22 protein-coding genes are annotated in these 25,946 nt (G+C 48.3%); 17 read left to right on the top strand and 5 right to left on the bottom strand.

Translation table 11 applies throughout. The features are described from left to right. Window positions 1-14 precede the first annotated feature (14 nt). Complete coding sequence (locus ACH2BK_RS01335; RefSeq protein ID WP_394994410.1) at window positions 15-1,433, top strand: replicative DNA helicase; 1,419 nt, start codon at window positions 15-17, stop codon at window positions 1,431-1,433. Here the strand turns inward: ACH2BK_RS01335 and eis are convergent. After that, window positions 1,430-2,689, bottom strand: a complete 1,260-nt coding sequence (gene eis / locus ACH2BK_RS01330) for an enhanced intracellular survival protein Eis (RefSeq protein ID WP_395001792.1) — start codon at window positions 2,687-2,689, stop codon at window positions 1,430-1,432. The genes ACH2BK_RS01335 and eis overlap by 4 nt on opposite strands. 127 nt (window positions 2,690-2,816) lie before the next feature. Here eis and gmd point away from each other — a divergent pair, with 127 nt between their 5' ends. The 11 genes from gmd to ACH2BK_RS01275 all read left to right on the top strand — a co-directional run bounded on the left by gmd (window position 2,817) and on the right by ACH2BK_RS01275 (window position 16,166). After that, window positions 2,817-3,926 (top strand): GDP-mannose 4,6-dehydratase, encoded by a 1,110-nt coding sequence (gmd, locus tag ACH2BK_RS01325; protein ID WP_394994415.1) that lies wholly within the window; start codon window positions 2,817-2,819, stop codon window positions 3,924-3,926. Window positions 3,927-3,993: 67 nt separating this feature from the next. Beyond that, window positions 3,994-4,782: a formate dehydrogenase accessory sulfurtransferase FdhD gene (gene fdhD / locus ACH2BK_RS01320; protein ID WP_395001791.1), complete on the top strand. Its 789-nt coding sequence runs from the start codon at window positions 3,994-3,996 to the stop codon at window positions 4,780-4,782. A gap of 92 nt (window positions 4,783-4,874) precedes the next feature. Next, entirely contained in the window at window positions 4,875-7,724 is a 2,850-nt protein-coding gene (gene uvrA, locus ACH2BK_RS01315) for an excinuclease ABC subunit UvrA (RefSeq protein ID WP_395001790.1), read from the top strand. A 474-nt stretch (window positions 7,725-8,198) separates the two neighbouring features. Then, window positions 8,199-8,678: a methylated-DNA--[protein]-cysteine S-methyltransferase gene (locus ACH2BK_RS01310; RefSeq protein ID WP_395001789.1), complete on the top strand. Its 480-nt coding sequence runs from the start codon at window positions 8,199-8,201 to the stop codon at window positions 8,676-8,678. 280 nt (window positions 8,679-8,958) lie between these two features. After that, the gene (gene purD, locus ACH2BK_RS01305; protein ID WP_395001788.1) at window positions 8,959-10,365 is read left to right on the top strand and encodes a phosphoribosylamine--glycine ligase; all 1,407 of its coding nucleotides are present in this window, start codon (window positions 8,959-8,961) and stop codon (window positions 10,363-10,365) included. A gap of 21 nt (window positions 10,366-10,386) precedes the next feature. After that, window positions 10,387-10,848 (top strand): RDD family protein, encoded by a 462-nt coding sequence (locus ACH2BK_RS01300; RefSeq protein ID WP_394994430.1) that lies wholly within the window; start codon window positions 10,387-10,389, stop codon window positions 10,846-10,848. Continuing rightward, window positions 10,849-13,047 (top strand): LPS-assembly protein LptD, encoded by a 2,199-nt coding sequence (locus ACH2BK_RS01295; RefSeq protein ID WP_395001787.1) that lies wholly within the window; start codon window positions 10,849-10,851, stop codon window positions 13,045-13,047. Next, window positions 13,044-13,202: a hypothetical protein gene (locus ACH2BK_RS01290; RefSeq protein ID WP_395001786.1), complete on the top strand. Its 159-nt coding sequence runs from the start codon at window positions 13,044-13,046 to the stop codon at window positions 13,200-13,202. The genes ACH2BK_RS01295 and ACH2BK_RS01290 overlap by 4 nt, the downstream gene beginning before the upstream one ends. Further along, window positions 13,138-13,374, top strand: coding sequence for a hypothetical protein (locus tag ACH2BK_RS01285; protein ID WP_395001785.1), 237 nt, complete (start codon window positions 13,138-13,140; stop codon window positions 13,372-13,374). The genes ACH2BK_RS01290 and ACH2BK_RS01285 overlap by 65 nt, the downstream gene beginning before the upstream one ends. Window positions 13,375-13,405: 31 nt before the next feature. Beyond that, window positions 13,406-14,086, top strand: coding sequence for a phosphoribosyltransferase (locus ACH2BK_RS01280; RefSeq protein WP_394994439.1), 681 nt, complete (start codon window positions 13,406-13,408; stop codon window positions 14,084-14,086). Next, complete coding sequence (locus tag ACH2BK_RS01275) at window positions 14,079-16,166, top strand: polyribonucleotide nucleotidyltransferase (protein WP_395001784.1); 2,088 nt, start codon at window positions 14,079-14,081, stop codon at window positions 16,164-16,166. The genes ACH2BK_RS01280 and ACH2BK_RS01275 overlap by 8 nt, the downstream gene beginning before the upstream one ends. 55 nt (window positions 16,167-16,221) lie before the next feature. Here ACH2BK_RS01275 and ACH2BK_RS01270 read toward each other — a convergent pair whose 3' ends face one another. Then, entirely contained in the window at window positions 16,222-16,377 is a 156-nt protein-coding gene (locus ACH2BK_RS01270; protein WP_394994445.1) for a hypothetical protein, read from the bottom strand. 550 nt (window positions 16,378-16,927) lie between these two features. Here ACH2BK_RS01270 and ACH2BK_RS01265 point away from each other — a divergent pair. After that, window positions 16,928-17,086, top strand: coding sequence for a hypothetical protein (locus ACH2BK_RS01265; protein ID WP_395001783.1), 159 nt, complete (start codon window positions 16,928-16,930; stop codon window positions 17,084-17,086). 97 nt (window positions 17,087-17,183) lie between these two features. On the opposite strand, the gene ACH2BK_RS01260 is transcribed toward ACH2BK_RS01265, so the two are convergent. Together ACH2BK_RS01260 and ACH2BK_RS01255 are read right to left on the bottom strand one after the other, a co-directional pair. Further along, window positions 17,184-18,368, bottom strand: a complete 1,185-nt coding sequence (locus tag ACH2BK_RS01260; RefSeq protein WP_395001782.1) for a CapA family protein — start codon at window positions 18,366-18,368, stop codon at window positions 17,184-17,186. A gap of 11 nt (window positions 18,369-18,379) precedes the next feature. Next, entirely contained in the window at window positions 18,380-19,126 is a 747-nt protein-coding gene (locus ACH2BK_RS01255) for a hypothetical protein (RefSeq protein ID WP_395001781.1), read from the bottom strand. 176 nt (window positions 19,127-19,302) lie between these two features. Between ACH2BK_RS01255 and ACH2BK_RS01250 the strand changes: the two genes are divergently transcribed. The 4 genes from ACH2BK_RS01250 to ACH2BK_RS01235 are packed head-to-tail and all read left to right on the top strand — an operon-like array spanning window position 19,303 to window position 24,192. Further along, window positions 19,303-20,781 carry an O-antigen ligase family protein gene (locus ACH2BK_RS01250; protein WP_395001780.1) on the top strand — a complete coding sequence of 493 codons (1,479 nt, stop codon included), beginning with the start codon at window positions 19,303-19,305 and terminating at the stop codon, window positions 20,779-20,781. Next, a complete protein-coding gene (locus tag ACH2BK_RS01245; protein ID WP_395001779.1) occupies window positions 20,778-21,668 on the top strand; it encodes a glycosyltransferase in 891 nt (296 codons plus the stop codon). Before ACH2BK_RS01250 ends, ACH2BK_RS01245 begins: the two co-directional genes overlap by 4 nt. 20 nt (window positions 21,669-21,688) lie before the next feature. Beyond that, window positions 21,689-22,939 carry a glycosyltransferase gene (locus ACH2BK_RS01240; RefSeq protein ID WP_395001778.1) on the top strand — a complete coding sequence of 417 codons (1,251 nt, stop codon included), beginning with the start codon at window positions 21,689-21,691 and terminating at the stop codon, window positions 22,937-22,939. Window positions 22,940-22,941: 2 nt separating this feature from the next. After that, window positions 22,942-24,192 (top strand): glycosyltransferase, encoded by a 1,251-nt coding sequence (locus tag ACH2BK_RS01235; RefSeq protein ID WP_395001777.1) that lies wholly within the window; start codon window positions 22,942-22,944, stop codon window positions 24,190-24,192. On the opposite strand, the gene ACH2BK_RS01230 is transcribed toward ACH2BK_RS01235, so the two are convergent. Then, entirely contained in the window at window positions 24,189-25,940 is a 1,752-nt protein-coding gene (locus ACH2BK_RS01230; protein WP_395001776.1) for a hypothetical protein, read from the bottom strand. The genes ACH2BK_RS01235 and ACH2BK_RS01230 overlap by 4 nt on opposite strands. Window positions 25,941-25,946 lie beyond the last annotated feature (6 nt).

The raw sequence follows: 25,946 nt of genomic DNA, 5'->3' as shown, positions 1-25,946 counted from the left end.
TGTGGAGCGCAATTATGGAGACAATCATCAATATCGAACGCGCGGTGCTTTCAGCGATTTTATACGCGCCAAGCAATTATGAAGAAGTCGCAGCACTGCTAAGCCCTAGGGATTTTTTATACCCCACGCATAAAAATGTCTTTGAAGTAATGCGCGAGTGCGATGCGCTCAATCTCCCGCTTGATGAGCAGATTATCCTGCAGCGCGCACAGGGCAAGGTGCGCGAAGAAGAGATCGTAGAGATAGCAAGCGCGAGCCCTATTGCCAATATCGAGGCTTATGCCAAAGAGATCAAAGAAGCCGCGCTAAAAAGAGAGCTCCAAGAGCTCGCTAATTTGTTGCGTGAGAAGTCTCTAGATTCACACACGAGCTCGCAGGATATTATGGAGATTGTGGAAAAGCGCGTGAGTGATATCGCACTAGGCAATAGCAATGGCAAAGACTTCATCGACGCGCCCACGCTTGTAGCAGATACGATGAGCTATTTGCTCGAGCTAAAAAATCGTGGCAATGAGATTCTAACGGGCGTTACCACGGGATTTTATGAGCTAAACGACATCACCACAGGTTTTAATAACGGCGATTTAGTCATCATCGGGGCGCGCCCATCAATGGGTAAGACGGCATTTATGCTAAGTATCGCACAAAGTATCCTAAATGCTAATGTGGGCGTGGCGATCTTTAGCCTCGAGATGCCCGCACTGCAGCTGATGATACGCTTGCTTAGCTCCCTTAGCTCCATTTCTATGCAAAACCTCCGCCGTGGCAATCTCAACGACGCCGAGCTCGAGCAGCTCAGTATCTGCACAGACGCGATGGAGAAAAAGGAGCTTTTCATCGATGATGGCAGTGTGCTCAATATCTCCCAACTGCGCTCCAAACTCCGCAAATTAAAGCGCCAGCACCCAAATGTGGGTATTGCGATGATTGACTATCTCCAGCTGATGGTGGGCGATAGGAATCAGGGCAAGCAAATTGAGATTAGCGATATTTCTCGTGGGCTCAAAACGCTAGCGCGCGAGCTCCAAATGCCTATCATCGCCCTTTCTCAACTCAATCGCGAGCTAGAAAAGCGCGATGACAAACGCCCCATCCTCTCAGATTTGCGCGATTCGGGCGCGATAGAGCAGGATGCGGATATGATTTTGTTTCTCTATCGCGATGATGTGTATAAAAAACGCGCCGATAAAGAGCGCAAGGCGCGATTAGAAAAAGAGGGCAAGGGAGGGGATTTCAAGCCCGAGTATGAGGAGCGCGATGTGGAGCCCGCAGAGATCATCGTAGCCAAAAACCGCAATGGCGAGACAAAGACGATTAGGATTCAGTTTAGGAAGCGATTCACGCGTTTTGAGAATCCAGAGACTAATGAAACCCCCCACCCAGAGACCAAGCTCAATGTCGATGAGATCCGCTCCATCGTGGGGAGCTTTTAGAAGTAGTCGCTAAAATACGCCTTGCCCTCGGGGATAATATCCTCTAGTATATCGATACTCGTCTCATCGGCATCTAGTCGCTCGATCGCTCGGAGGTATGAGGGGCGTTTGTAGCCAAGGAGCATCGTCGCGAGCGTCTGTATAGAGAGCGTGGCGCGGTAGGGCGTGCGGATAGAATCTAGATGAGAATCTTGTGCTATATCCACAGAATCTAGCACCCTTAGATTCATAGTATTATCCACAAACTTTAGCACAAAGGCTTTGTTGTTCCACTCTAGGATTTCATCGCGCACGATGAGGCAAAACTCCGTATCAAAAGTGATACGATCAAATGGGTATTGGCGCAAAAACTGCTCCACATCGACGATACGCGCCATAATGTAGGGCTGGATAGATTCACTAATATGCCCATCTTCGAGCAAAAACGCAAGGCTTTCGTTGCTATAATTCGCGCCCTCTATCTTGTCAAACATCGATTGGTGGGCGTTGATAAAATGCCAGATTCCATAGCGCGCCTCTTGGTTTAGCCAAATCATCTCTTTAATCTTAAACACATCATTATCGAGCAAATACACGATATAGCCACTAGCGCGCCCCTGCGCGTCGTAATACAGCGCGATAGAGATATCCTCCACTTCCCATCGCCAGTATTCCTCCCAGCTTAGAGAATCTCGCAGTAGCGCGCCGTGTGTGCCAAGCGCAAAGGTGTGGTAGAGATTCAAAAAATCCTTATTATCCGCGCTCACTCTACGCACGATCCCCCCGACTTTAGGGACTTTGGGCACTTGAGAATCTTTAATCGCAAAGGTGATCTTATCGCTCACGATTTCCCAGCCCTTAGAGCGGTAGTAGGGGATCGAGTAGGGGTAGAGGCACGATATGCTCTGCCCACATTCGCGCATAATGCCTAGCACCTTTTTGATTAAGTCATTCATTAATCCTATGCCAGAATACTCAGGATAAGTCGCCACGCCGGTAATCCCGCCCATTTTGTAGATGACATTGTAGATATTTATCTGCATAGGGTAGAGGGCGATTTGTGAGATGAGATTGTGCTCATCAAACCACCCAAACACGCGTGCATTGCGCAATACAGGGGATTTGGCGAGTTTTATCTCCTCGCTGCTCCAGCCCACATTGAGCAAATCGCGTTCAGTCACCTGAAAGGCATAGCGCAGGAGTTTGTTAAACTGCTCCAGATGGCTTTCATCAAGCTCTTTTATACAAAACTGCTCTTTTAGGGCGCGCGTGTCCATAGCTCTCCTTTGGGGTTTTGGTAAATTCTTTAAGTAATTTTAGCGTATAATGGGCGGCTTTTGTGTTGTGAATATCTCAATTAGGCATTGTGGGCTATTGCAATAAATTTACCCTAAAGGATTTGTTATGAAAACCGCACTCATCACAGGTATCACCGGACAAGATGGCGCGTATCTCGCGGAGTTTTTGCTCAAAAAAGGCTATGAGGTGCATGGCATCAAGCGCAGAAGCTCGCTTTTTAACACCGATAGAATCGATCATCTCTACCAAGATCCCCACGTGGATAATCGCAATTTTTTCCTGCACTATGGGGATTTGACAGATTCACTCAATCTCACACGCATTATCCAAGAAACTAAGCCCGATGAGATTTATAATCTCGCGGCGATGAGTCACGTGGCAGTGAGCTTTGAGACACCAGAATACACCGCTAATGCCGATGGTATCGGCACGCTTAGAATCTTAGAGGCGGTGCGTCTATTAGGACTGATAGAAAAAAGCAAGATTTACCAAGCCTCCACAAGCGAGCTCTATGGGCTTGTGCAGGAGATCCCACAGAGTGAAAAGACGCCATTTTATCCGCGCTCACCATATGCGTGCGCGAAGCTCTATGCGTATTGGATCACGGTAAATTACCGCGAGGCGTATAATATCTTTGCAAGCAATGGAATCCTCTTTAACCACGAGAGCCCCATACGCGGCGAGACATTTGTAACGCGCAAAATCACGCGCGCAGTGGCAAAAATCGCCCTTGGACTGCAGGATAAGCTCTATCTAGGCAATCTTAGTGCTAAGCGCGATTGGGGGCACGCTAAAGACTATGTGCGTATGATGTGGCTAATCCTACAAGCCCCTAAGCCAGAAGATTGGGTTATCGCCACAGGTGTTACTACAGAGGTGCGTGAGTTTGTCAAAATGGCATTTAATGAGCTAGGCATAGAGATAGAATTCCGCGGCGAGGGCGTAGAGGAGAGGGGCTATATCAAGGCGTGCAGAGGGGAGTTTAAGCTAGAGATTGGTAGGGAAGTGGTGAGCGTGGATGCGCGGTATTTCCGCCCTACCGAAGTGGATTTGCTCATCGGCGATGCGAGCAAGGCGCGCCAGAAGCTAGGATGGGTGCCAGAATACGACTTGAAGGCGTTGGTGGCGGATATGATGCGAAGCGATCTCAAGCTAATGCAAAAGGACAAATATCTCAAAGATGGTGGCTATGAGGTGTTTAGCTATTTTGAATGATGGGCTAGATTTTAAAGCAGCAGATTCTGTAATGTAAGCAAATCACGGAGAATGTTTGGAGTAAAATGTGAGTGAGTTTGTAAAACAAATCCCTATCATAAGCCTTTATAAAGACGGCAAGCAGGAGCAAAGAGAGGATTGTGTTATCCAAGAAAAGCGCGTAGCCTTGTATCTGAATGGACATAAACTCATCTCCACGATGTCCCTGCCTCAAGATCAGGACGCGTATGCTGTGGGGTTTTTGATGAGTGAGGGTGTGATAGAGAGTTTGCAGGATATTACGAGTATTGCAGTCTCAGATGATGGGCTCAATGTCTATGTGCAATCGCGTATCAATGAGGATAGTCTCAATAACCTTTTTAATGAAAAAACGCTCACTTCTGGCTGCTGTGTGGGCGTGAGCGCGAATTTTGAAGGTAAGATTGTGGAGAGATTTATCTCCACGCCGCTTAGCCTCTCTGCCCAGAGGCTATGGAGCCTTGTTGAAAGATTTTCATCGCCCACGGATTTGTTTGATAAGACAGGGTGCGTGCATAAGGCGAGTTTGGTTTTTGAAAATGGCTATGAAATCACAAGCCAAGATGTGGGGAGGCATAATGCCATCGATAAAGTCGTGGGCAGGGCAAAGCTTCAGAATCTCGATACGACTTATGCCATACTGCTTGTGAGCGGGCGGCTCTCTATGGAGATGGTTATCAAAGCGGCAATGCACGATATCGCCATTGTTATCTCCAAATCCGCCACCACCGAGCTTGGTATCAAATCCGCCCAACTCCTAGGTATCACGCTTGTGGGCTTTGCGCGCGATAAGCGGTGCAATATCTACACTCACCCACACAGAATCTCACACGCCTAATACACCTCTTTTGCCAAGACTATCGTGATTTGCGCCCTATTTTCAATGCGCAAATGCTATAATGCCGCCAAAATTTCGCTTTAGGATACACAATGGGCAGCACAAACGACAGCAAAAACTTCATACAGATTCAAGGAGCGAGAGAAAACAACCTCAAAAATATCCATCTCAATGTCCCCAAAAATCAGCTAGTCGTCTTCACAGGCTTAAGCGGCAGTGGCAAATCCACGCTCGCCTTTGATACGCTCTATGCCGAGGGGCAGAGACGCTATATAGAATCGCTCTCAAGCTACGCGCGGCAATTCCTCGACAAAGTGGGCAAGCCAAATGTCGATAAGATAGAGGGGCTAACGCCCGCCATTGCCATAGATCAAAAAACCACTTCCAAAAATCCGCGTTCCACCGTGGGGACGATTACCGAGATTTATGACTATCTGCGCCTTTTGTATGCGCGCGTGGGCAGGCAGCACTGCCACCTCTGTGGCGAGCCAATCTCGCATATGAGCCAGACAGATATCATCGCACAAGTCCTTAATTTAAGCCAAGATTCACAACTCACAATCCTCGCCCCCATCATTAAGGAAAAAAAGGGAAGCTTTGCGGACAAGATAGAATCTCTACGCCAAAAGGGCTATGTCCGCGCACAGATTGATGGTGTGATGGTGCGCCTAGATGAGGAAATCGAGCTTGCTAAGCACAAAAAGCACACCATAAAAGTCGTAATCGATCGCGCGAGATTGGAGGAAAAAAACCACACGCGTATCGCCCAAGCCATAGAGCGCGCACTCAAAGAATCCTATGGCGAAGTGGAGATCGAGCAGCATAGTGATGAGAAGCTCACGCATATCCATTACAGCGAGCATTTTGCGTGCTTTAGGTGCAAGGTGAGCTTTGAGGAGCTAGAACCCTTAAGCTTTAGCTTTAATTCCCCCAAGGGTGCGTGCCCAGAATGCTTAGGGCTAGGCGTGAAATACACCATCGATCTCAAAAAAATCCTTGATAGATCCCAGCCGCTCAAAAAGGGCGGTATCAAGGCGATTTTTGGCTACAATCGTAGCTATTATGCCGAGCTTTTTAGCGGGTTTTGTGAGGCGTATGGTATCAATCCTAACCATAGCTTTGAGGAGCTCGATTCACAAGCGCAAAACTTTCTCCTCTATGGCTGCCCCACGCCCATTAGCTTTGCGTGGAAGGGTAGCAAGCTAGAGCGCCCGTGGAGGGGCATCGTGCAGATTGCTTATGATATGTTTAAAGACGAGCGTGAGCTAGCGGATTACACGACTGAAAAAACCTGCCCCACTTGCAAGGGACACCGCCTAAACCTCCCCTCACTAAGCGTGAAAGTCGCGGGGCTTGGGATAGGGGAGATTATCGATATGCCCATAGAGCAAAGCTATCGATTTTTTAACACGCCTAAGAATTTTTCCTACTTCAACGCCCAGCAGCAGCTCATCGCCGCGCCTATACTCAAAGAAATCATCGAGCGATTGTATTTTCTCGATGATGTGGGGCTTGGGTATCTCTCACTAGGGCGTGATGCGCGCACCATAAGCGGTGGAGAATCCCAGCGCATACGCATAGCAAGCCAAATCGGCAGCGGGCTTACCGGCGTGATGTATGTGCTCGATGAGCCCAGTATCGGACTGCACGAGCGCGACACACTGCGTCTTATCAAAACGCTGCGCTCACTGCAAGAAAAGGGCAATAGCGTGATTGTGGTGGAGCACGATAAAGAGACGATTTTAAATGCGGATTATATCGTGGATATCGGGCCGGGTGCGGGCGTGCAGGGTGGCGAAGTCGTCTTTAGCGGCGATACACGCGCACTTTTAAAGGCTAAAACCCTCACGGCGTGCTATCTCAACGGCGACATACTCATCGATCATCGCCATCACAGAATCCAAGAAAAGTGGCTTGAGATCAAAAATGTCAATATCAACAACATTAAGGATTTAAGCCTCAAAATCCCCCTATCAAATTTTGTGTGCGTAACGGGCGTGAGCGGGAGTGGCAAAAGCTCGCTTATCCTCCAAACCCTCCTGCCAACTGCCCAAGAGATACTCAACAATGCCAAAAAGATTCACAAATGTGATGGCGTGGAGATACGCGGACTAGAGCAGCTCGATAAAGTCATCTATCTCGATCAAACCCCTATAGGGCGCACCCCAAGGAGTAATCCCGCGACTTATACCGGCGTGATGGATCATATCAGAGCACTTTTTAGCGAGGTAAAGGAATCTAAGCTGCGCGGCTATAGCGTGGGACGATTTAGCTTTAATGTCAAGGGCGGGCGATGCGAGAAGTGCCAAGGCGAGGGGGAGATAAAAATCGAAATGCACTTCCTGCCCGATGTGATGGTCAAATGCGATGCGTGCAATGGCAAAAAATACAACCCCCAAACGCTTGAGATCACTTATAGGGGCAAGAATATCGCCGATGTGCTAGCGATGAATGTCGATGAGGCGTTGGAGTTTTTTGCCAAAATGCCAAAAATCGCCTCGCAGCTCGCCACTCTGCAAGCCGTGGGACTAGGCTATATCACGCTAGGGCAAAACGCCCTAACCCTAAGCGGTGGGGAAGCCCAGCGCGTCAAGCTCGCCAAGGAGCTTAGCCGCAAGGACACGGGCAAAACGCTCTATATCCTCGATGAGCCCACTACGGGCTTGCATTTTGCTGATGTGGATAGGCTGACAAAGGTTTTGCACCATTTTGTGGAGCTTGGCAATAGCGTGATTGTCATTGAGCACAATTTGGATTTGATCAAAAACGCGGATTATATCATCGACATAGGACCAGAGGGCGGCGATAATGGCGGGAGGATCGTGGATTGTGGCACGCCAAAAATGCTTGTGAAAAATCATAAAAAAACCGGCAGTTATACGGGCAAGTTTTTAGAATCTGAGCTCAAAATCCTCGATGCACACACAAAGGGTAACAAGTAGAATCTAGACGGATTTATAGAATCTACGCTTTTTGGATTTTCTTTTATCGATTCTGCGATTGTCTTTAAGTCCGCGCTAGATTCTGTGCGTTTTAAAATCTGCTTTGTTTAAAGCAAAATTTTGTGTTTGTGAATCTGTGGGGATTGTATGGATTCTATAATTATTTAGAATCTGTGTCGTAGATTGTGTAGATTCTTTTGGGCTTAGATTCTGTATTTGCTCATTTTTTAGAATCTTTTTAGATTCTATGTTTTTTCTAGATTCTATAGTGCATTCTGATAGAATCTAGCTCGGTTTATAGAAAAGGTGCTAGCCCAAATCGCGTTCCTGACGCGCTGACACCAAGAGATTCTCTAAACTTGCTAAAAAACGCCGTGTATGCTCGCGTAAGCCAGAGCGAGCGGAGATTCACTCTCCGCGAGCGGCAACAAGTTTTGCCCTAGCAAAACTTGCATTAAATGATTTAGGAGGTATATGGTGCTAGTAAAATGCGTGCTTACGCCCATTGGCAAGCTGTATGTGGGTGCAGAAAATGAGCAAATTGTGGCATTAGATATGAGTAGGCTAGAGGGCGATGAGGCGAGCAATCATCCGCTTTTGTGCGAGGCGGCTAGGCAGCTAGAGGCGTATTTTAGCAAGAAGCTGCGCACTTTTAGCCTCCCGCTAAATCCCTCTGGGAGTGCGTTTCAAAAGGCTGTGTGGCGGGAGCTGTGTGCGATCCCCTATGGCGAGGTGCGAAGCTATCAAGAGATTGCGTGTGCTGTGGGCAATGCAAAAGCGAGCAGGGCAGTGGGCAATGCCAATAACAAAAATCCCTTGATGATTATCGTGCCTTGTCATCGCGTGCTAAGCCATAGCTACCATACGCTAGGGTTTAGCCCAAAGGCGTTGGGTGGCTATGCGTTTGGGCTGGAGACAAAGCAGTATTTGCTGCGGCTTGAAGGGGTGCTCTAGGCGCACTTTATGAGATTTTAAATCTATATGCCCTATAATTCGCGCCACCTAGATAACGCGCCTTTCTCGCATAAATAACCGCAAGTCTGTTACTAAAAAAGCTTGTTGGGGTATGTAGTGTCGTATGTGTGCTGGCATTTTCGCTTGGAGCCCTAAAGGTGAGAATCTGCCCCTAATTACGATCTCTTATCCCTAGATTTTTACTTTTTTAGGCTTTGCTACATTTAGAGTAACGCTTATCTGGGCTATTTAGGGATTTATAAAACCAAAAAGGCAAGCAATGCAAGCACAAAAGATTCTCATTCTTGGTAATGGTGGCAGGGAGTATGCGCTGGCTTTAAGCCTCTCGCAGGATTTGCGCGTGGAGGAGCTGTATTTCGCGCCCGGTAATGGGGCGACTTGGCTACTTGGCAAAAACATTACTTATAATGACAATCACGAGCTTGCGCGCCTCTGTAAGCAGCTAGGGATCACGCTTGTGGTGGTGGGTCCCGAGGAGCCGCTGACAAATGGCGTGAGCGATGTGCTGCGCGAGAGTGGCATTAGAGTCTTTGGTCCTAGTGCTAGGGCTGCGCAGCTTGAGGGCTCTAAGGCATTTATGAAAGACTTCGCCACACGCCACCAAATCCCCACTGCGCGCTATATCAAAAGCAGTGATTTTGAGGAGATTAGAGCGTTTATCGCCTCGCTCACGCCGCCTATTGTGCTAAAAGCCGATGGTTTGTGTGCGGGCAAGGGCGTGATCATCGCTCAAGATTCAGAGCAGGCATTAGAGAGTGCGCGCAAAATGCTTAGTGGCGAGCTCTTTGGCGAGGCGGGGAGAGTGCTTGTGGTGGAGGAGTATTTAGATGGCTTTGAGCTCTCTGTCTTTGCGCTTAGTGATGGCAAATCCTGCCTTATGCTAAATCCCGCACAAGATCACAAGCGACTCCTAGATAACGACGAGGGTCCAAATACCGGTGGTATGGGGGCTTACACGCCCACACCGATGTGTGATAGCGCGCTTTTTGAGGAGATTAGGACTAGCATTATGCAGCGCGCAATCGATGGTATGGCGCGCGATGGTATGCCATTTTGTGGAGTGCTCTTTGGGGGGATTATGGTGGTGCGTAGAGAGGGGAGGCTCGTGCCCTATCTGCTAGAGTTTAATGTGCGCTTTGGCGATCCAGAATGCGAGGTGCTGCTGCCTTCATTGGAGACGCCGCTACTTGATTTGCTCCTTGCGGAGGATTTGGGCGCGCTTAATGTGAGCTTTAAGCCCACTTATAGCGTGGGCGTGGTGCTTGCCTCGCAACATTACCCTTATGGCAAAACTGCGCCTAAGCCTATTTTTATCAAAGATTTTGCGAGTGAGTTGGGGCATATCGCCTTTGCGGGCGTGGAGCTTAACGGGGATTGTGCCAAGGTAGAATCTCATACAGAATCTAGCGCAAAATCTCATATAGAATCTAGCGCAAAATCTAGCCGAGATTCTCTCCTAAGCTTTGAAGCGATAAAAGATGGCGCGTTGCTAGCAAGTGGCGGGCGAGTGCTCGTGTGTGTGGGCATAGGAGCGAGCCTAGCGCAAGCGCGTGAGAATGCTTACACGATTGCGCGCTCTGTCCATTTTGAGGGTGTGCAATACCGCAGGGATATCGCAATGCGCGGGATTGGGTTTTTAGATTCACAAGATTCACAAGCACGCTAGAGGGCTACACAAGGCGAGTGTATGGATAGCAAGATTGAGCAGCTTTTAGATCGCGAGGGATTGACACTCGCGCCACTTCAGGCGAGAGTCTTAGCCTATGTGCTAGATATTTGTATCCTTAGCTTTGCTCTGTCTTTTATCTTTTGGGAGGAATTTCTCACACTGCAGATTGCGCTAGATTCTAGCAAGCTGCCAAAGGATATGATGATAGAGCTTGTGTGGTGGGTGTTTGTGTTTTGTATGGTGTATGAGGTGCTCTTTAGTATGCTCTATGGGGCGACACTAGGCAAGGTGGTGATGAAAATCCGCATTATTAGCATTGATTTTGTCGATAAGCCCTCCTTTTTGCGCTCCCTCTCTCGCGCATTGCTTAAATACATAGGGAGCAATATTTTGTATCTCAGCTATCTACCGGCGTTTGATGATGTTTTTAGGCGCGCTCTGCACGATAAAATCCCAAAAACTCTCGTGATAAATAACTAAATGCGCGCCCTCCTCCTCATCTCCCTCTTTGTATGCGCCATAGCCTCCGCGCAGACGCCACAGGGGGACAAAAAAAAGATTTTTGAGCTCTCGGCAAACAATGTAACCTCGCGCGGTAGCGTCGTAGTCGCGCAGGATAATGCCTTTATGCTTAGTGAAGATGTGTATATGTATGCGGACAAAATCACTTACAATCGCGAGGAGGAGAGCGCGCTGCTAGAGGGTAATGTCAGAATCTATCGCGGTGGAAGTCTCTTTGTCGATGCCGCAAGGGTGGAGATGAATCTCAAAACCAAGCACATGATCCTGCAGCCAGCGTATTTCCAAAATGAAAATGGTATGTGGTTTTCAGGGCGAGAAGTTCAAGATAGCGATAAGATCTATACTTTCAAAAAAGCCATCATCTCAAGCTGCGATGTGCAATTTCCCATTTGGCATCTCAAATCCACCTCTGGCCATTACAACTCACAAAAAGAATACATAAGCACTTGGAATTCTCGGCTGTATTTTGGCTCTCTGCCCGTGTTTTATCTGCCATATTTTAGCTTCCCCACCTCCACAGAGCGCAAAAGCGGGCTATTAACTCCAGAGCTTGGAAGCACGAGTAGGGAGGGCTTTGTGTATATCCAGCCTCTGTATATCGCGCCATTTAAGCAATGGGATATCACGCTGCTGCCACAAATCCGTGTCGATCGCGGCCGCGGAATCAATGCGGAGTTTCGTCTCGCTGATGAAAAAAACAACATAGCGCGCTTTAATGTCGGCTATTTTCGCCAATACCACGAGTATATGAAGGATTTTAATCTCTTAAACAAAGAGATTTTTGGCTTTGAGTTTGAGTATTCTCGCGCCGGGCTGCTCGAGCCGCTTTTTACAAATTACAAAGATCATTTTTACACCTCCATTATGTATATGAACGACTTAGAATACAAGCGACTCCAAAAGCTCAATGGGCGTTATAGCACGCGCCTGCACACTTCACGGATTAATTACTACGGACAGAGCGATAATCACTATGTTGGTATGTATTTTAAATACTTCTCCAACCTCGCCCAAGCCAACAACAACAACACATTCCAAACGATGCCAAACCTGCAATACCATCGTTTCTTAGATACGATTTTTACCAACCACTTGTATTACTCCCTCGATGTGCAGAGCAAAAATATCACGCGCCACACGGGCTATACTTATTGGCAAAACTCCATCAATGTGCCTATTGGGCTTAATTTCTCGCTCCTTAAAGACTACATAAATGTCAATGGAAAAGTGGATTTGTATGCGAGCAATGTCTCGCTTGGCAATGCCCAAGATACGCTAGATCCTCTAAGTAGGGAGCGTGTGGAGCGCAGCATGCAGTATGCGTATGCCAACTATGAGCTAGGGATAAACTCTGATGTGGCAAAAGCCTATAAATATTTTTTTCACACAATGCACCTTGAAGCCCTCTTTAACACCCCTGCCTATCGCTACACTTCTGACGCGATGAGTGATCAAGTCTATCAAGCTTATAGTGAGCTAGCTGGAAGTATGAGTTCAGCAGCACTTGAAGCGTATTGGAATCCAAATGAGATTATGGATTTTAGCTCCGCTCAGCCAAAGGTGGATTTGAAGTTTTCTAACTACTTTTACAACACACAGGGGCAGGAATTGTTTTTTTATCGCGTGTATCAGAGAATCTACACCCAAGATCAAATCCTTACCCAAAACCAATCCCTGCGCCAAGAGGTGGGCACTACGCTCTTTGATGGGCTCAATATCACGGCCAATATTTTTTACTCCTACATTGCTAAGACTTTCAATGAAGCCTCCGTAACCGCGAGTTTTAATAAATTTGGCGTGCAATCTACGCTCAATTATTTTTTCCGCATAGATTCTAGAGCACTGCAGGCAGGCACATACAACGACGCGGCTAGTCGCAGTGGGTTTTTGCGCGGTAGCTTGAGATACGATTTTGGGTATTTTCAATTTAGTGGGAATCTTGGCTATGACACACAAAACTACTATTTTAAGGATTGGGGCGTGATACTCTCGCGCGATATCCGCTGCTTTGGGATCGCGCTCAAATTCGCTGCCGATGTGCGCCCAATCCTCACGAGAAACAATATCGAGACGATTGCCAACCAATACATTAAGGTGGAATTTAGATTTGTCCCACTCGCGGGCGTTGGATTTACCCAAAGGCTGCAAAACCAATGATGAGGGTTTATAGAAAAGGTGCTAGCCCAAACGGCGTTAATGACGCGGCTACACTAAGAGATTCTATAAACTTGCTAAAAAATGCAGTGTATGTTCGCGCAGCGGAGCGCAGTGGGGATTTACTCCCCACAAGCGATACCAAGTTTTTGCTTTAGCAAAAACTTGCATGAAATGATAGAATCTAGTTTGGTTTATAGAAAACGCGCTAACCCAAGTCGCGTTGATGAGGTGGCGGCACCAAGACGCGATTTGGATTCTAAAAAATGCAGTGTATGCTCGCGCAGCGGGGATTTACTCCCCACAAGCGATACCAAGTTTTTGCTTTAGCAAAAACTTGCATTAAATAAAAGGACTCTTAATGAAATTTTCACAATTTGCCAACAGGCAGGAGGCACTCCAAAAGCTTGTCGATGTCTTAGCAGTGCGCAACCTAGACTTTAGCCAAAGCGTGCTTTTGGCTACAAGCTTTGATGGGGCGTATTTTGCCGATGAGCTTGCAAAGATTCTAAAAACCCCACTAGAGTATCTTTTTACCCAAACCCTCTGCGCCCCGCTCAATCCAGAGTGCCAAATCGCCATCGTGAGCGAGGAGCTAGATATCGTGATACACGAAAATCTCATCGATGCCTTTGGGATTAGCATAGACTATGTGTATGGCGAGGCGAAGCGGCAATATGAGGAGAGCATTATCCCCACGCGCTACCAATACCGCAAGGGCGAGCTACTCTCATCGTTACAAGGGCGAGATGTGCTCATCGTCGATCAGGGGATAGACACCGCGCTCACGGCGATGTGTGCTATCAAAACTTGTGTGAATCTCGGTGCTAGAAGTATCAGGGTGGCGACGCCGATTTTGCCCACAAGCGTGCTAGAGTCGCTCGATAAAGTGTGCGATGAGGTGCTCTATGTGCAGAGTGTGGAACATTTTGTGAATATCGAGCATTATTACAAAGAGCTAAAACCGCTTGAAGGCAAGATGATAGAAGAGATTTTGGACAAACATTTAAGCTACAAAGGAAAGGACACAACAGATGAATAATATAGAACTTACCCTCAATAATCTTAGCGAGTCGTATGACTTCACCAGCATAGCGCAAGCGAGCAATGGAGCGGTGCTCTATGGGAGTGGGGGCACGAGAATCTTAGCGAGCGTGTGCGTGCAGAGCAATAAGCCAATCGAGGGAGACTTTGTCCCCCTAAGCGTGCAATATATCCAAAAAGCCTATGCGTGCGGCAAATTCCCATCGGGCTTTATCAAGCGCGAGGGCAAGCCAAACGATTCTGAGATTCTCATCTCGCGCCTTATTGATAGGAGTTTGCGCCCGCTTTTCCCTAAAGGTTTTGGGTATGTGACGCATATCGTGGTGATGGTGCTAAGCTATGATGGCAAGAGCGATTTGGCACTAGGTGCGCTGCGTGCGGCAGCAAGCGCGCTGTATGTCTCAAATGTCGGGATCAAAGATATGCCCAAAATGTGCGTGAGTGCCGTGCGTATCGGGCGTATCAATGGGGAGTTTATAATCAATCCCACCAAAGAGCAGCGCGCCAAAAGCGAGCTTGATTTGTTTGTGAGTGGCAAAGATGATGAGCTACTAATGATAGAGATGAACACCGGTGCGGGCGTGAGTGTGCTAGCAGAATCTCTCGTGATAGAGGCGCTAGAGCTCGCTAAGCAGAGCATTGCGAGGGATTGCGCGAGCTTTAGGGAGGCGTTTGCACCCTTTGTCAAGCCCTCGCTTGAGCTAAGGCTCAAAGAGCAAGAGTGCAGGGCGTTAGCGTTTTTGGAGCGAGAGTGCCGCGAGTGGGTGGGGCAGACTATCGTGCGCGCTTCTAAGAGTGAGCGCGCCGATGCCTTTGATGAGATTATCGCGCACCTAGTGGCGCAGGGCTATGATGAGGAGGACGCCAAACGCTCGCTTGGTATATATAAAAAATCGTTAATGCGCGAGATGGTATTGCGAGATCGCAAGCGTGCCGATGGGCGCGCGCTTGATGAAGTGCGCCCTATCAATATCGTGATCAATCCCCTGCCGTGCGCGCATAGCAGCGTGCTCTTTACGCGGGGGCAGACGCAGGCATTGGTGGTTTGCACGCTTGGGGGCGAGAATGACGCCCAGAGTATCGAGCCACTCGGGGAGGCGGCGCAAAAGGACAAATTCCTCTTTCACTACAACTTCCCGAGTTTTAGCGTGGGGGAGGCGGATATGATAGGCTCTGTGGGGCGCAGGGAGCTGGGGCATGGTAATCTCGCGCGCAAAGCCCTGCGCTCTAGCGTGCTAGATTTTCAAAGCACCATCCGCCTCGTCTCTGAAATCTTAGAATCCAATGGCTCAAGCTCGATGGCAAGCGTGTGTGGTGGGAGCTTGGCACTGCGCGCGTGTGGGGTGCAGATGCGCACGCTCATCGCGGGTGTGGCGATGGGGCTCATCACGCAGGGCGAGCGATACGCGGTGCTAACTGACATCACGGGCTTGGAGGATCACGATGGCGATATGGATTTTAAAGTCGCGGGCGATGAAGAGGGGATTAGCGCGCTGCAGATGGATATCAAGCTCGGTGGGGTTTCGAGTGAGATTCTAAAAAACGCCCTCGCGCAGGCTAAAGAGGCGAGGGTGCATATTTTGGGCATTATGCGTGCGGCACTTGAGGGTGTGGAGCCAAACTATGAGGTGCTACCAAAGGTGGCGAGCTTCCCCGTGAGCGTGCATAAAATGGTGGATATCATAGGGCAGGGCGGCAAGACGATAAAGGGAATCATCGAGCGATTTAATGTGAGTATCGATCTAGACAGAGAGCAGGGCAGCGTGCAAATCCACGCCAACACCAAAGAGGAGCTAGAGGGCGCGAGGGCGTATATTTTGGAGCTTGTGCGGGAAGTGGATTTTGGGAGCTATGAGCGGGGTATGCGCTTTTGTGGTAGGGTGAAAAAAGTGCTTGATTTTGGCGCATTTGTGGAGCTGCCAAATGGCGGCGATGGGCTACTGCATATCAGCAAGCTCACAAGCGATAAGAGCAAGAAAATGGGCGAGATCCTAGGCGAGGTGAGCGAGATAGAGTGCGAGATCGTGAGTGTCAATGGCGAGAAGGTGGAACTAAGGGCTGTGGAGGTGTGGGGATAGGTGTTGTAGTGTAGGGGTGCGGATTGTAGAAACTCGGCTTGTGTGCATGGTAAGCCTACACAATCCACACAAGGCGAGGCAAGCCACGCGCGCAATCCCAAGCGGATTTAGAATCTAAGTCGATAGATTCACAATCTAAGAAAAACATAAAATCTAGTTTTAGCACTTCAGATTCAAATTCAGAATCTAAATTTGGAAAATCAGAATCCACCTCGCATAGAATCTAAAACAATTACACAATCTCCCCACTTCAAAAAACCTCATCAAGGCTTTGCCTGATTCAAATAATGGGCGCGTAGCACGAGGCCTAAGCGCAATTGCAATATTGCGCCATTAATGCAGCGCAAAAATCAAATAAGATATGTAGTGCGCAAGCACCAACCGCCCCTCGCCCTTGTCGTGGTGGAAAAAATGCGTTAAAAAATGCAGGAGTGCATTTTTAGCATTTTTCTAAAGAAACTTCATTTTCTAAAGAAGCTTACGCTTTGCCTAGACAAGGAGATAGCGAGGCCCCCCTTGTTTGCCGTGCCAAAGGCTTGCAAGCCAAGCCACAGCAAAAACGCGGAGCTTTATCTTTTTGTGGGCTAAAGGGAAACAGGGAGGGAATAAACCCCTTTTCTTTTGCGCAAACACGAGATTTTGTGAATCTAAGAGGCTAGATTCTGGGCTTTGATGAGATTGTGAATCTGTTTTGGATTCTAAGTCTAAATCGCCAAATCTAGATTCTGAATCCGCCCTAGATTCTAGATTGCTTGGATTGTGTGCTTGTTTGTGAATCTATTGGGCTAGATTCTGTAAATGCGTTGGATTTTGTGGCTGAATCTAACTTTAAAGTTTTGAAGCTAGATTCTCTCCTAGATTCTAAATCCGTGCTAGATTCTGCGTTTTTGCGCTCTGTGCGTGGTTTGCTCTTGGCCTAGTGTGGCGCAATGACTATCTGCTTTGCTCTAAGCAAATGCAGGTAAGCCAAAAGAGCCATTTTCTGACACACAGGCCAAATTTAGCCCTCTTGAATGCTCACTCCTCCTTCAACGCCTCACTATACGCACGCACGCGCTCTAATACGCGCTGATACTCCTCGCCGCCCTCCTCATAGATTCTGGGGCTATAGTCGTTATAGGCGTTTTGGCTAGAGATGTTTGCGGGGATAATGCGGTGGAGGAGGAGGGTGTTTAACTCCTCCCATCTATCAAGCGGCGTGAGGTTTGGGACATAGCGCGCCGCGAGGCTAGGATCTCTTATGAGCTTCTCAAAGTCCGCCCTAGATTCTGTCTCATTATCATAGAATCTAAACTCCACTTGGTAGATCATCGTATCCTTGTCCTTGGGGTTTTTCGCCCCGCCATAGATGAAGTTCCCTAGGCTATAGACAATCTTTTTGCCCTTATACTCCTCGATGCCCTGCAACACATGTGGATGGTGTCCGATGATTAGATCCGCGCCGCTATCAATCACAAAATGCGCAATCTCGCGCTGAATCTTATTAGCGATATGCTCGCGCTCCTCGCCCCAATGAAACACAAATATGACGATCTCCGCCCCTTGAGCGCGCAGAGATTCTATCTCTTTTTTTGCAGTGTGCTTGATAGCGGGATTCCACCCGCGATGCCCCGCAAAGCCAAATTTCCTGCCCTTTATCTCACGCACATCGAGTATCCCCTCGCCAAAATGCGCGATATTAGCCTGCGTGAGGATAGCTAGCGTGTCTTTAAATCCTTGCGCGCCATAATCGCGCGTGTGGTTATTGGCGATATTGACACTCTCGATACTCGCGCGCTTTAGGATATTGGTGTAGATACTTGGTCCTTTGAAGCTAAAGGGCTTGATAAAGGCGTTTTTGAGATCTTTGTCTGTGAGCACGCCCTCGAGATTCCCCACGCTCAAATCGTCCTTTTCTAGCACTTCGCGCACCACTTTGCTAAAGTAGTCGTAATCCCCGCCCACCTCTTTAAACTTCGCGTTAAAAGTCGCGCCGCTCGCCCCCTTGTAGTCCCCTAGCACGCAATCCCCCACAAAGCTTATGGTAATGGTGGTAGCGCGGGAATCTCGTGAGGTTTGTGGAGTTTGTGAATCTAAGTCGTGGGTGGTGGCTAAGCGCGGTGTGGAGGGAGTCACGCACGCGCTTAGCACAAACGCCGCGCAGAGGAGCGCGCCAAATCTAGTGAATCTACAAAGGCTTGTGAGTGAGCAAAGAGAGTGCATAATCGCAAAAATTAGAAGTGGAAGCGAGATTCCCGCCTGCCCTCGCGCCTGCCATCATAATAGCCCTGATAGTATTCATAGCCCCTGCCACCATAGTTTGGGCGATAGCCACCGCTTGGTGTGAGTAGTGCTGAAAGCGTCTCAAACAATGGGAATACGACACTAAGCCCAGCGATGGATTGTGAAAATGAGGGGAGTCCTGCGATGTGGGTCTGATACAGGCTGTATTTGTAATACAAATCGAGATATAACCCCTGATAGCCTATGCGAAACCCCGCATTGGCATAGCCGCCTTGGGGAGTGGCGCGCAGATCTAGTGAATCTGCATAGCGCGACTGCTCATAGCCACCACCCGCATACACACCGAGGTATTTGAACGGCTGCCACACGCCATCAAGCCCACCGCCATAATTTAGCATTTTAAGATCGCTTTGATCGCTTTGTCTGCTACCTGATGTTAGGAGAAAGCCCTTAAGCTCCAAGCCTAGAGTATTTTTGGTGTTAAAAACCGTGATTTTCGCTCCGACACTAAATCCAGTTTGGAAGTCTATGGGGTTAGATTCCCACGGGGCTTGATACCATAGGTTACTTGCAGTGGCGGTGCCGATTTTTGCCGCACCTAGTGAGAGAAAAAACCCAGTGCCATCATCATAAGGGCTCTTTTGTGAATCTTGTGTGGCACTTTGGGCATTAAGCACACCACCACACGCAAGAGCGCACAACACACATACTAGAGCATATCGCATAGAATCTCGCATTACCACTCCTTATAGATAAAGTCTTTAGAGCAAAATGCAGGTATTGTAGCACATTTTCGCGCCTCTTTATGTGCTCTTTGGCTATAGCATTTCGCCCAATTTTGCTATAATGCCGCACAAATTACGCCCTTTATGCGCCTTAAGCGGCAGTCTCTAGGGCAGCGCAAGGAGTGAGAGTGCAGGCTGTGATGGGCTGGATTTTGCGCGATATGGCTCGCGTGGGGCGTGCGTTTTTGGCGCGCTATTATGAGGAGATTGCGCTTGTGCTCTTTTGTGTGGGGATTGCGCTCTATGGGCTAGGTTTGAGTGGGTTTAGCACGCATTTTCGCGCACAGGGCTTTTTGCAAATCGGTGGGCTGCTCTTTATCCTCTTTGCTTACAAGCGTTTTGGCAGGGAGGATTTGCACGCATTGCGCGTGCCGCTCATAAGCTTTGGCGTGGTGATAGTCTTAGGGCTTTTGACATATTTTGATGATGTGATGCCCCAAAGTTTTGGCAAGGTGTGGGGCTCGGTAAATACGCATATCATCAAATACCTTGTGTTGTTTGTCGTGGTGTTTTTGTATGTGCGCCACACTAGGCGCGCTTATGCGCTGATTTTGCTAGGATTTTTTGGGCTAATGTGTGCACTCAATGTCGGTGGGACACTGCTAGAGTTTTGGCAGCACGGCTTCAAGCACAATGCTGGAAAGTCAAATCTGCCCTTTTATTTTAATGCGATTTACACTTATAATATTTGGCTTATCGCGCCTATGGCACTATGTATCAGCGGCGCGGTGGTGTGTAGGCATCTAGTGCTAAAGGCTCTGTGTGCTCTTGGGGCGGGGCTCACAATCGTAGCGATGTTTGCCAATGGCGAGCGGAGCTTTTTAGTCGCTGCCTTTGTGATGGTGTTTGTGCCATTTTTTGTGTGGCATTATCGCTACAAGGCGCGGATCTTGGGCTTTGTAGTGGTTTTCGCGCTTCCCATAGCCCTAAGCGCACTCTATGTGCAGACTAAATCCCTGCCAGAGCGGTATAACTTCGCGCATATGGTGGATAACTTTTGGGAAGTGATACACACGCCCGTGGCGGCGATGGGCAAATACGACAAAACCTGCTTTGGGTGGATGCAATGCAATGCGCAGAGCACTAAAGATGGCAAGGCGAAGTTTTTTTGGGAGCATTCCTCGCTCGCGCGCCTAGCGATGAGCAAATCCACTTTTAAAGCGTTTTTGGACGCGCCATTCACTCCGCGCCTTGTAGGGGTGTTCCAAACGGGGGCGTATCTGTGGCAGTATTATGAGAGCCACCCACACAAGCAGCAAAACAGAATGTATGTCTCTATGGATAATCCCAAGCACAATGGCTACAATAGCCCTCATAATTTTGTGATAAATTTGTTGTTTTGTTATGGGATTATAGGTTTTGTGGCGATTTTGGGCTTTTTGGGATTTGTGCTTTATAGGACTTATTGGCAATTTACCCACAATACAGAGGATAGGGCTAAAGCCTTGATATCGCTATGGGCTTTTGTGTGCCTTGTAGGGATATGCGCACAGAGCGTGCTTGATGTGATTTATCCAAATATTTTAGAGACACTTTTTGTTTTTCTAGGTGGTGTGATGGGTTTGTGTTGTATGCGATATGGTAGCTCTAGAGAGGTAGTGCTGTGAAAATCCTCCTCACAATCGGCGATATGAGCATTACTGGCGGGGCAGAACGCGTGGTGGCTAACCTCGCCAATGCGTTTGTGCAAAATGGGCATAGCGTGCAGATTCTAAGCTTTTTTAGGGCAAATGATAGCCTGCCTTATGCGCTTGATGAGCGTGTAGAGATCGCGTTTATGCACACGCAGGGCGAGGAGAGCCTAAGGGCGCGAGGCGGAGTGCTAAAAAGATTCTATACCAAAAATCTTTTTAAATTCTTTGTGAATTTGCGCGTGTGGCGGGCGTATCGGGTGGATTGTGTGATAGATAATGACTGGACTTATACGCCATTTTTAAAGCACAAGGGCACGCAGTATGTGAAGCTTTTGCATTTAAATTTTAGCCGATACAACAGGCGCAATGATTATTTTGACACGCTCGTGCTCCTCTCATCTGCAGAGATAGCGCGCTACACGCCCTATCACAATCGCGTGCGCGTAATCCCAAACTTCCTCCCCACACTCCCCACGCAAAGCACTGACTATACGCAAAAAGTTGCCCTAAGCATAGGGCGTATGGATAGCGGCGATCAAAAGGGCTTTTTGCGCCTTATAGACATTTGGGAGATAGTAGTGAGGGAGCTAGATTCACAGAGTGCTTGGCAGCTGCATATCGTAGGCGATGGCGTGATGAGAGAGGAGATCCAAGCTAGAATAGAATCTAAAGGCTTGCAAGATTCTATACTCCTAAAGCCCTTTACCACAAATATCGCGCAGGAGTATTTAAGCGCAAGCGTGTATGTGATGAGTAGTCACTATGAGGGCTTTGGTATGGTGCTTATAGAATCTGCCTCCTATGGGCTGCCCGCTATCGCCTTTGACATCGCCACACGGGACCGAGTGATATTATCCTAGATTCACACACGGGCTATTTGGTGGCAGATGAGGACTTGGAGGCGTATGCGGGCAAGCTCGTGGAGCTGATGAGTGATAAAGCATTGAGAGAGAATCTAGGCAAGCAGGCTAAGGAGCGTGTAGCAAGGGAGTTTAGCAAAAAGGCTATTATGCCCTTGTGGGAGGAGATTTTACAAACAAAAAAGAGGCACAAAGTGTGTGTGCAAAAAAATGCCTGTATCGGTATCGTCGTGCCGGTATATAATGTCGAGAATTATGTCGCGCGCTGCTTAGATTCACTCTTAGCTCAGAGTTATGAGGACTTTGTCATCGTGCTTATCAATGACGCGAGCACGGATTCTAGCCGCGAGATATGTCTAAAATACCAACTCCGCGAAAAAAGGGTGATTTTTATGGACGCCGATTCGAACGCTGGCTTGGCCAGCGTTCGAAACAAAGCGCTTAGAATCTTAGGGCGAGGCAAGGAGCGTATAGAGGCACTACAGGGTATGATAGAGGGTGTGCAGATACACACGCAGCTCTCTACTATCCCGGTAGTGGATTATGTGATGTTTGTGGATTCTGATGATTATATCGCTGCTAATGCCTTAGAGACTATCACTGCGGATTTTGGGGCTAATGATGTGGATATATGCATCTACAACACCCACTATGTAGTAGATGAGCGCGCGGCGGCGGGGGGTGCGCAGCTTTCAAGCTATCGGATTTTCCCCAAAGTCCAGGAAGCCAAAGTCTATGCACCGCTAACGCTTATAGAATCCGATCCGAGCAATTTCATCACCACTGCGTGTATGTTTGTGTATAAAGCCTCGTTTTTGTTTGGGCAGGAGCTGCGTTTTATCGATGGGATTTTGTATGAGGATGTGCCCTTTTGCACACAGAGTTTTTTGCGCGCAAAAAGCGTGTATGTCAGCCTCACACCTTGGTATTATTACTTCCTCTCGCCCACCTCTACGATGCGTGGGGCGATGAGCGCGCGTAAAATACGCAAGTCTTTTGAAAGCTGGATTGTGATTTTGGAGTTTTTTATCGCGCGCTATGAGGAGGCAAACAGAGCGTATGATGGCGCGGAAGCTAGTAGCCAGAGCGCGCTACTGCGTAGATTCTATGCGGCGAGCTTGCGCCGATGTGTGAAGCGAATCTTTGAGCTCTTAAGCGAGTATGGCTATAGCCAAAACACTCCCAAAGACGCCCTAAAGCCCTATCTGCCATATATCAGGGGCAAATACCGCCTCTTTTACCACTTCCCAAGACTAAAGAAGTTTTTGTAGATATGAGGATTTTATTAACTATCACGGATATTAGCGTTGTCGGCGGGACGGAGCGTGTGGTGAGCAATCTCGCTAATGTGTTTGTGCAAATGGGCTATGAAGTGGAGATTTTGAGCTTTTTCCAACGCTATGAGAAAATCCCCTATGTGCTTAATGAGCGCGTGAGCGTGAGTGTTTTTTATAAAAGTTTGGAGGAAGCGGCAAAACCGCAAAGAGGTGTGGCAAAAATCTTTTACAAACATTTTTATAAGTTTGTGCTAAGTTGGCAGATTAGAGCACGATACAAAAATGTGGATTGCGTGATAGTTAGTGAGCATATTTATGTGCCATTTTTTAAGACTAGGCACACGAGATATATCAAGGTTTTTCACTCAAGATTTATGGGGTATCGTAAGCGTTATAATCACTTTGGCACGCTTGTGCTGCTTTCATCTGCAGAGATAGCGCGCTACACGCCCTATCACAATCGCGTGCGCGTAATCCCAAACTTCCTCCCTCAAATACCCACCCAAACCACTGACTATGCCCAAAGGGTGGTGCTGAGTGTGGGGCGATTGAGCGAGGAGAAGGGCTTTGTGCGCCTCATTGACATCTGGGAAATGGTGGTAAAAAAACTCCAAACCTTGAGTGCGAGGCGTTTGGGTGAGTGTGATGAGAGTGAAAATCTGCACGCCAAAGAGATGAGAGCCCTTGCTCTGTCCTATTGCCCCCCCCCCTTATTAGAAAACACACAAGATTCTAAAGGTAGAGAATCCACAGCCGCGATTGGCGTGGAAAATTCCTCTAAATCTTTTGATTTGTCGTTGCGAGATGGTGTTTTTGGTTGGCAGCTCCATATCGTGGGCGATGGCGCGATGAGAGAGGAGATCCAAGCTAGAATAGAATCTAAAGGCTTGCAAGATTCTATACTCCTAAAGCCCTTTACTGCCAATATTGCGCAAGAGTATTTGGGTGCGAGTGTCTATGCTATGGCAAGTCATTCTGAAGGCCTGCCAATGGTGCTCATAGAATCCGCCTCCTATGGGCTGCCCGCTATCGCCTTTGACACGGGACCGAGTGATATTATCCTAGATTCACACACGGGCTATTTGGTGGCAGATGAGGACTTGGAGGCGTATGCGGGCAAGCTCGTGGAGCTGATGAGCGATAAAGCTCTGAGAGAGAATCTAGGCAGGCAGGCTAAGGAGCGTGTGGTGGAGTGCTTTAGCAAGCAAGCCATCATTCCCCTGTGGGAAGGGATACTAAAACCTTAGTGGTAATCCAAAAACCCATCTTTTGGGAGGGTGAGCGTGATATTTTTGGGCAAAAAGCCTAGGAGTCGTTCCAAAAAGATATGCTGCCCAAACACATCGCCACATAGCAGGACTTCTAGGCTATCCCCAAACGCGTGGTTAGTCTGTATATCGCGCACGAGCGTGGCGAGAAACTCACAAAAACTATCGATAAAGCCATAGGCTAAAATCACATTGTCCATATCCGCGCATTTAAAGCTCATAGAGGAGCGAAAAATGCGAGGATAATCAAGCGTGAGGGAGCTATGCTCATCGCGCAGGAGAATGTAGTCAATCCGAGGTCCCTTGGGGCGCAAAAACTCATTGGCACACGCAAGGAGCGAATCGTAGGCTTGGGGCAGGGTGTCTAGGAGTGTGTCCTCGCGCAAATTAGTGCTTGGGTGCATACCTAGGAGCAGCGCGGCGATACCAAAGATATGGGTGAGATTATCCGTGCGTATGGGGGTGTCTGCGAGATTTTCAAAAAGTGTGATATCTTGCTTGCGTGCGAAGTTGCCCACTAGCTCGGCACCGCTTGTGTAGTTGGTGCGGATAGATTCTATAAGTCGCTTTGGGTTTGCCTCAAAGCTCGTATCTAGGATTTGCCCAAACTCCCCTCCCTTTTGGAGCAAAATCGCGCTAGGGTGCTTGGAGCTCAGGTAGAAAATCACGCTAGATTGGCTTTTTTGCGTGCTTTGCGCGCTTGTGTGATGAGCGAGATTGGTATGCAAAAGCGTCCTAAAATCGCAATGTGCCCGTGCGGTATCAAGGAACAATCCGCTCTCACTCACGCATAATGTGTGTGAATGCGTGGGCGTGTGCTCAAAAATCCTCTGTGGCGTGTGGTGGGTAGGGCGTAAGAAAAAATGCGTAATTTCCTCGCGCAAAAGCAGCGCGCTAAGGAGCTGGAGAATGGGATCATAGGGGAGGCAAGTGAGCACAAGCCCGTGTGAATCTCGCCAAAACCTATCGGCAAAAACCTCCTTGGGAGCGAGGCGCACGGAGGGTTTTTCAAACGAGGCGAGAATATCAATCTGTGCGTTGTGAATCCTAAAAAAGGTTTTGAGACTAGAGATGTCGCACATTACGCACAGAGACGAGGTGCTATCAGAATCTTTGGGGGGCGTGAGGGAGCATTCTTTAAATCCTCTAGCGGTGTCGATGAGTGCGTGCTGCTGGGATTTGAGGGATTGGAGTATGGAGGTAAGATAAGCGATAATCCCCTCTGTGTGCGCAAGGGGCTTGGCAAAACTAAAAAGACCAAAATCCCCAAAATGCTCACTAGAGAGGAAGTCCCTCGTCTGTGTGGCGGTGCAAAAGTGCGTGTGTGGCGTGTAGGCAGGGAGTGTGAGGGGTTGGAGAGATTCTAGGCTATCGAGCAAACTAAGTGTGAGGAAGCAAAAATTGAGTGAAAGCGGCAGGATTTGGGAGAGAGAGTCGGCAAACTCTAGCACGGCTGGCGCGTGATTGGTGTGTATGATAAAGTGCAGAGTGGGCTTAGAATCTCGCGCAAAATCTGTGCTTGTGTAGAAGTTAGATTCAAAGATTATAGGGACTTGTGGAGAATCTAATGGAGAATCTAAAGAGGTGTGGGGCACAGAATCTGTGGTATGCGTGAGATTGTGGGCGATAGACTCTGCTTGTGTGCATAGAATCTGGGCAAAAAATCGCTGGGCAGGGGAGAGCACAGGGGGCTGCAAGGAAAAGGAAAAATCATAATATTGTCCCATAGTGTG

Source organism: uncultured Helicobacter sp. (assembly GCF_949282165.1).
Taxonomy (GTDB): Bacteria; Campylobacterota; Campylobacteria; order Campylobacterales; family Helicobacteraceae; genus Helicobacter_F.
The sequence above is the reverse complement of the archived record's forward strand: the minus strand, read 5'-3'. Positions and strand labels throughout refer to the sequence as shown.

Bases quoted from the DNA above. Each gene is read 5' to 3' on its own strand.
- ACH2BK_RS01295 (WP_395001787.1), top strand. From the start codon at position 10,849: ATGCGCGCCCTCCTCCTCATCTCCCTCTTTGTATGCGCCATAGCCTCC.
- ACH2BK_RS01255 (WP_395001781.1), bottom strand. From the start codon at position 19,126: ATGCGAGATTCTATGCGATATGCTCTAGTATGTGTGTTGTGCGCTCTT.
- ACH2BK_RS01260 (WP_395001782.1), bottom strand. From the start codon at position 18,368: ATGCACTCTCTTTGCTCACTCACAAGCCTTTGTAGATTCACTAGATTT.
- ACH2BK_RS01230 (WP_395001776.1), bottom strand. From the start codon at position 25,940: ATGGGACAATATTATGATTTTTCCTTTTCCTTGCAGCCCCCTGTGCTC.
- ACH2BK_RS01310 (WP_395001789.1), top strand. From the start codon at position 8,199: ATGGTGCTAGTAAAATGCGTGCTTACGCCCATTGGCAAGCTGTATGTG.
- uvrA (WP_395001790.1), top strand. From the start codon at position 4,875: ATGGGCAGCACAAACGACAGCAAAAACTTCATACAGATTCAAGGAGCG.
- ACH2BK_RS01275 (WP_395001784.1), top strand. From the start codon at position 14,079: ATGAATAATATAGAACTTACCCTCAATAATCTTAGCGAGTCGTATGAC.
- ACH2BK_RS01290 (WP_395001786.1), top strand. From the start codon at position 13,044: ATGATGAGGGTTTATAGAAAAGGTGCTAGCCCAAACGGCGTTAATGAC.
- ACH2BK_RS01285 (WP_395001785.1), top strand. From the start codon at position 13,138: ATGTTCGCGCAGCGGAGCGCAGTGGGGATTTACTCCCCACAAGCGATA.
- ACH2BK_RS01235 (WP_395001777.1), top strand. From the start codon at position 22,942: ATGAGGATTTTATTAACTATCACGGATATTAGCGTTGTCGGCGGGACG.
- ACH2BK_RS01300 (WP_394994430.1), top strand. From the start codon at position 10,387: ATGGATAGCAAGATTGAGCAGCTTTTAGATCGCGAGGGATTGACACTC.
- gmd (WP_394994415.1), top strand. From the start codon at position 2,817: ATGAAAACCGCACTCATCACAGGTATCACCGGACAAGATGGCGCGTAT.
- eis (WP_395001792.1), bottom strand. From the start codon at position 2,689: ATGGACACGCGCGCCCTAAAAGAGCAGTTTTGTATAAAAGAGCTTGAT.
- ACH2BK_RS01335 (WP_394994410.1), top strand. From the start codon at position 15: ATGGAGACAATCATCAATATCGAACGCGCGGTGCTTTCAGCGATTTTA.
- purD (WP_395001788.1), top strand. From the start codon at position 8,959: ATGCAAGCACAAAAGATTCTCATTCTTGGTAATGGTGGCAGGGAGTAT.
- ACH2BK_RS01280 (WP_394994439.1), top strand. From the start codon at position 13,406: ATGAAATTTTCACAATTTGCCAACAGGCAGGAGGCACTCCAAAAGCTT.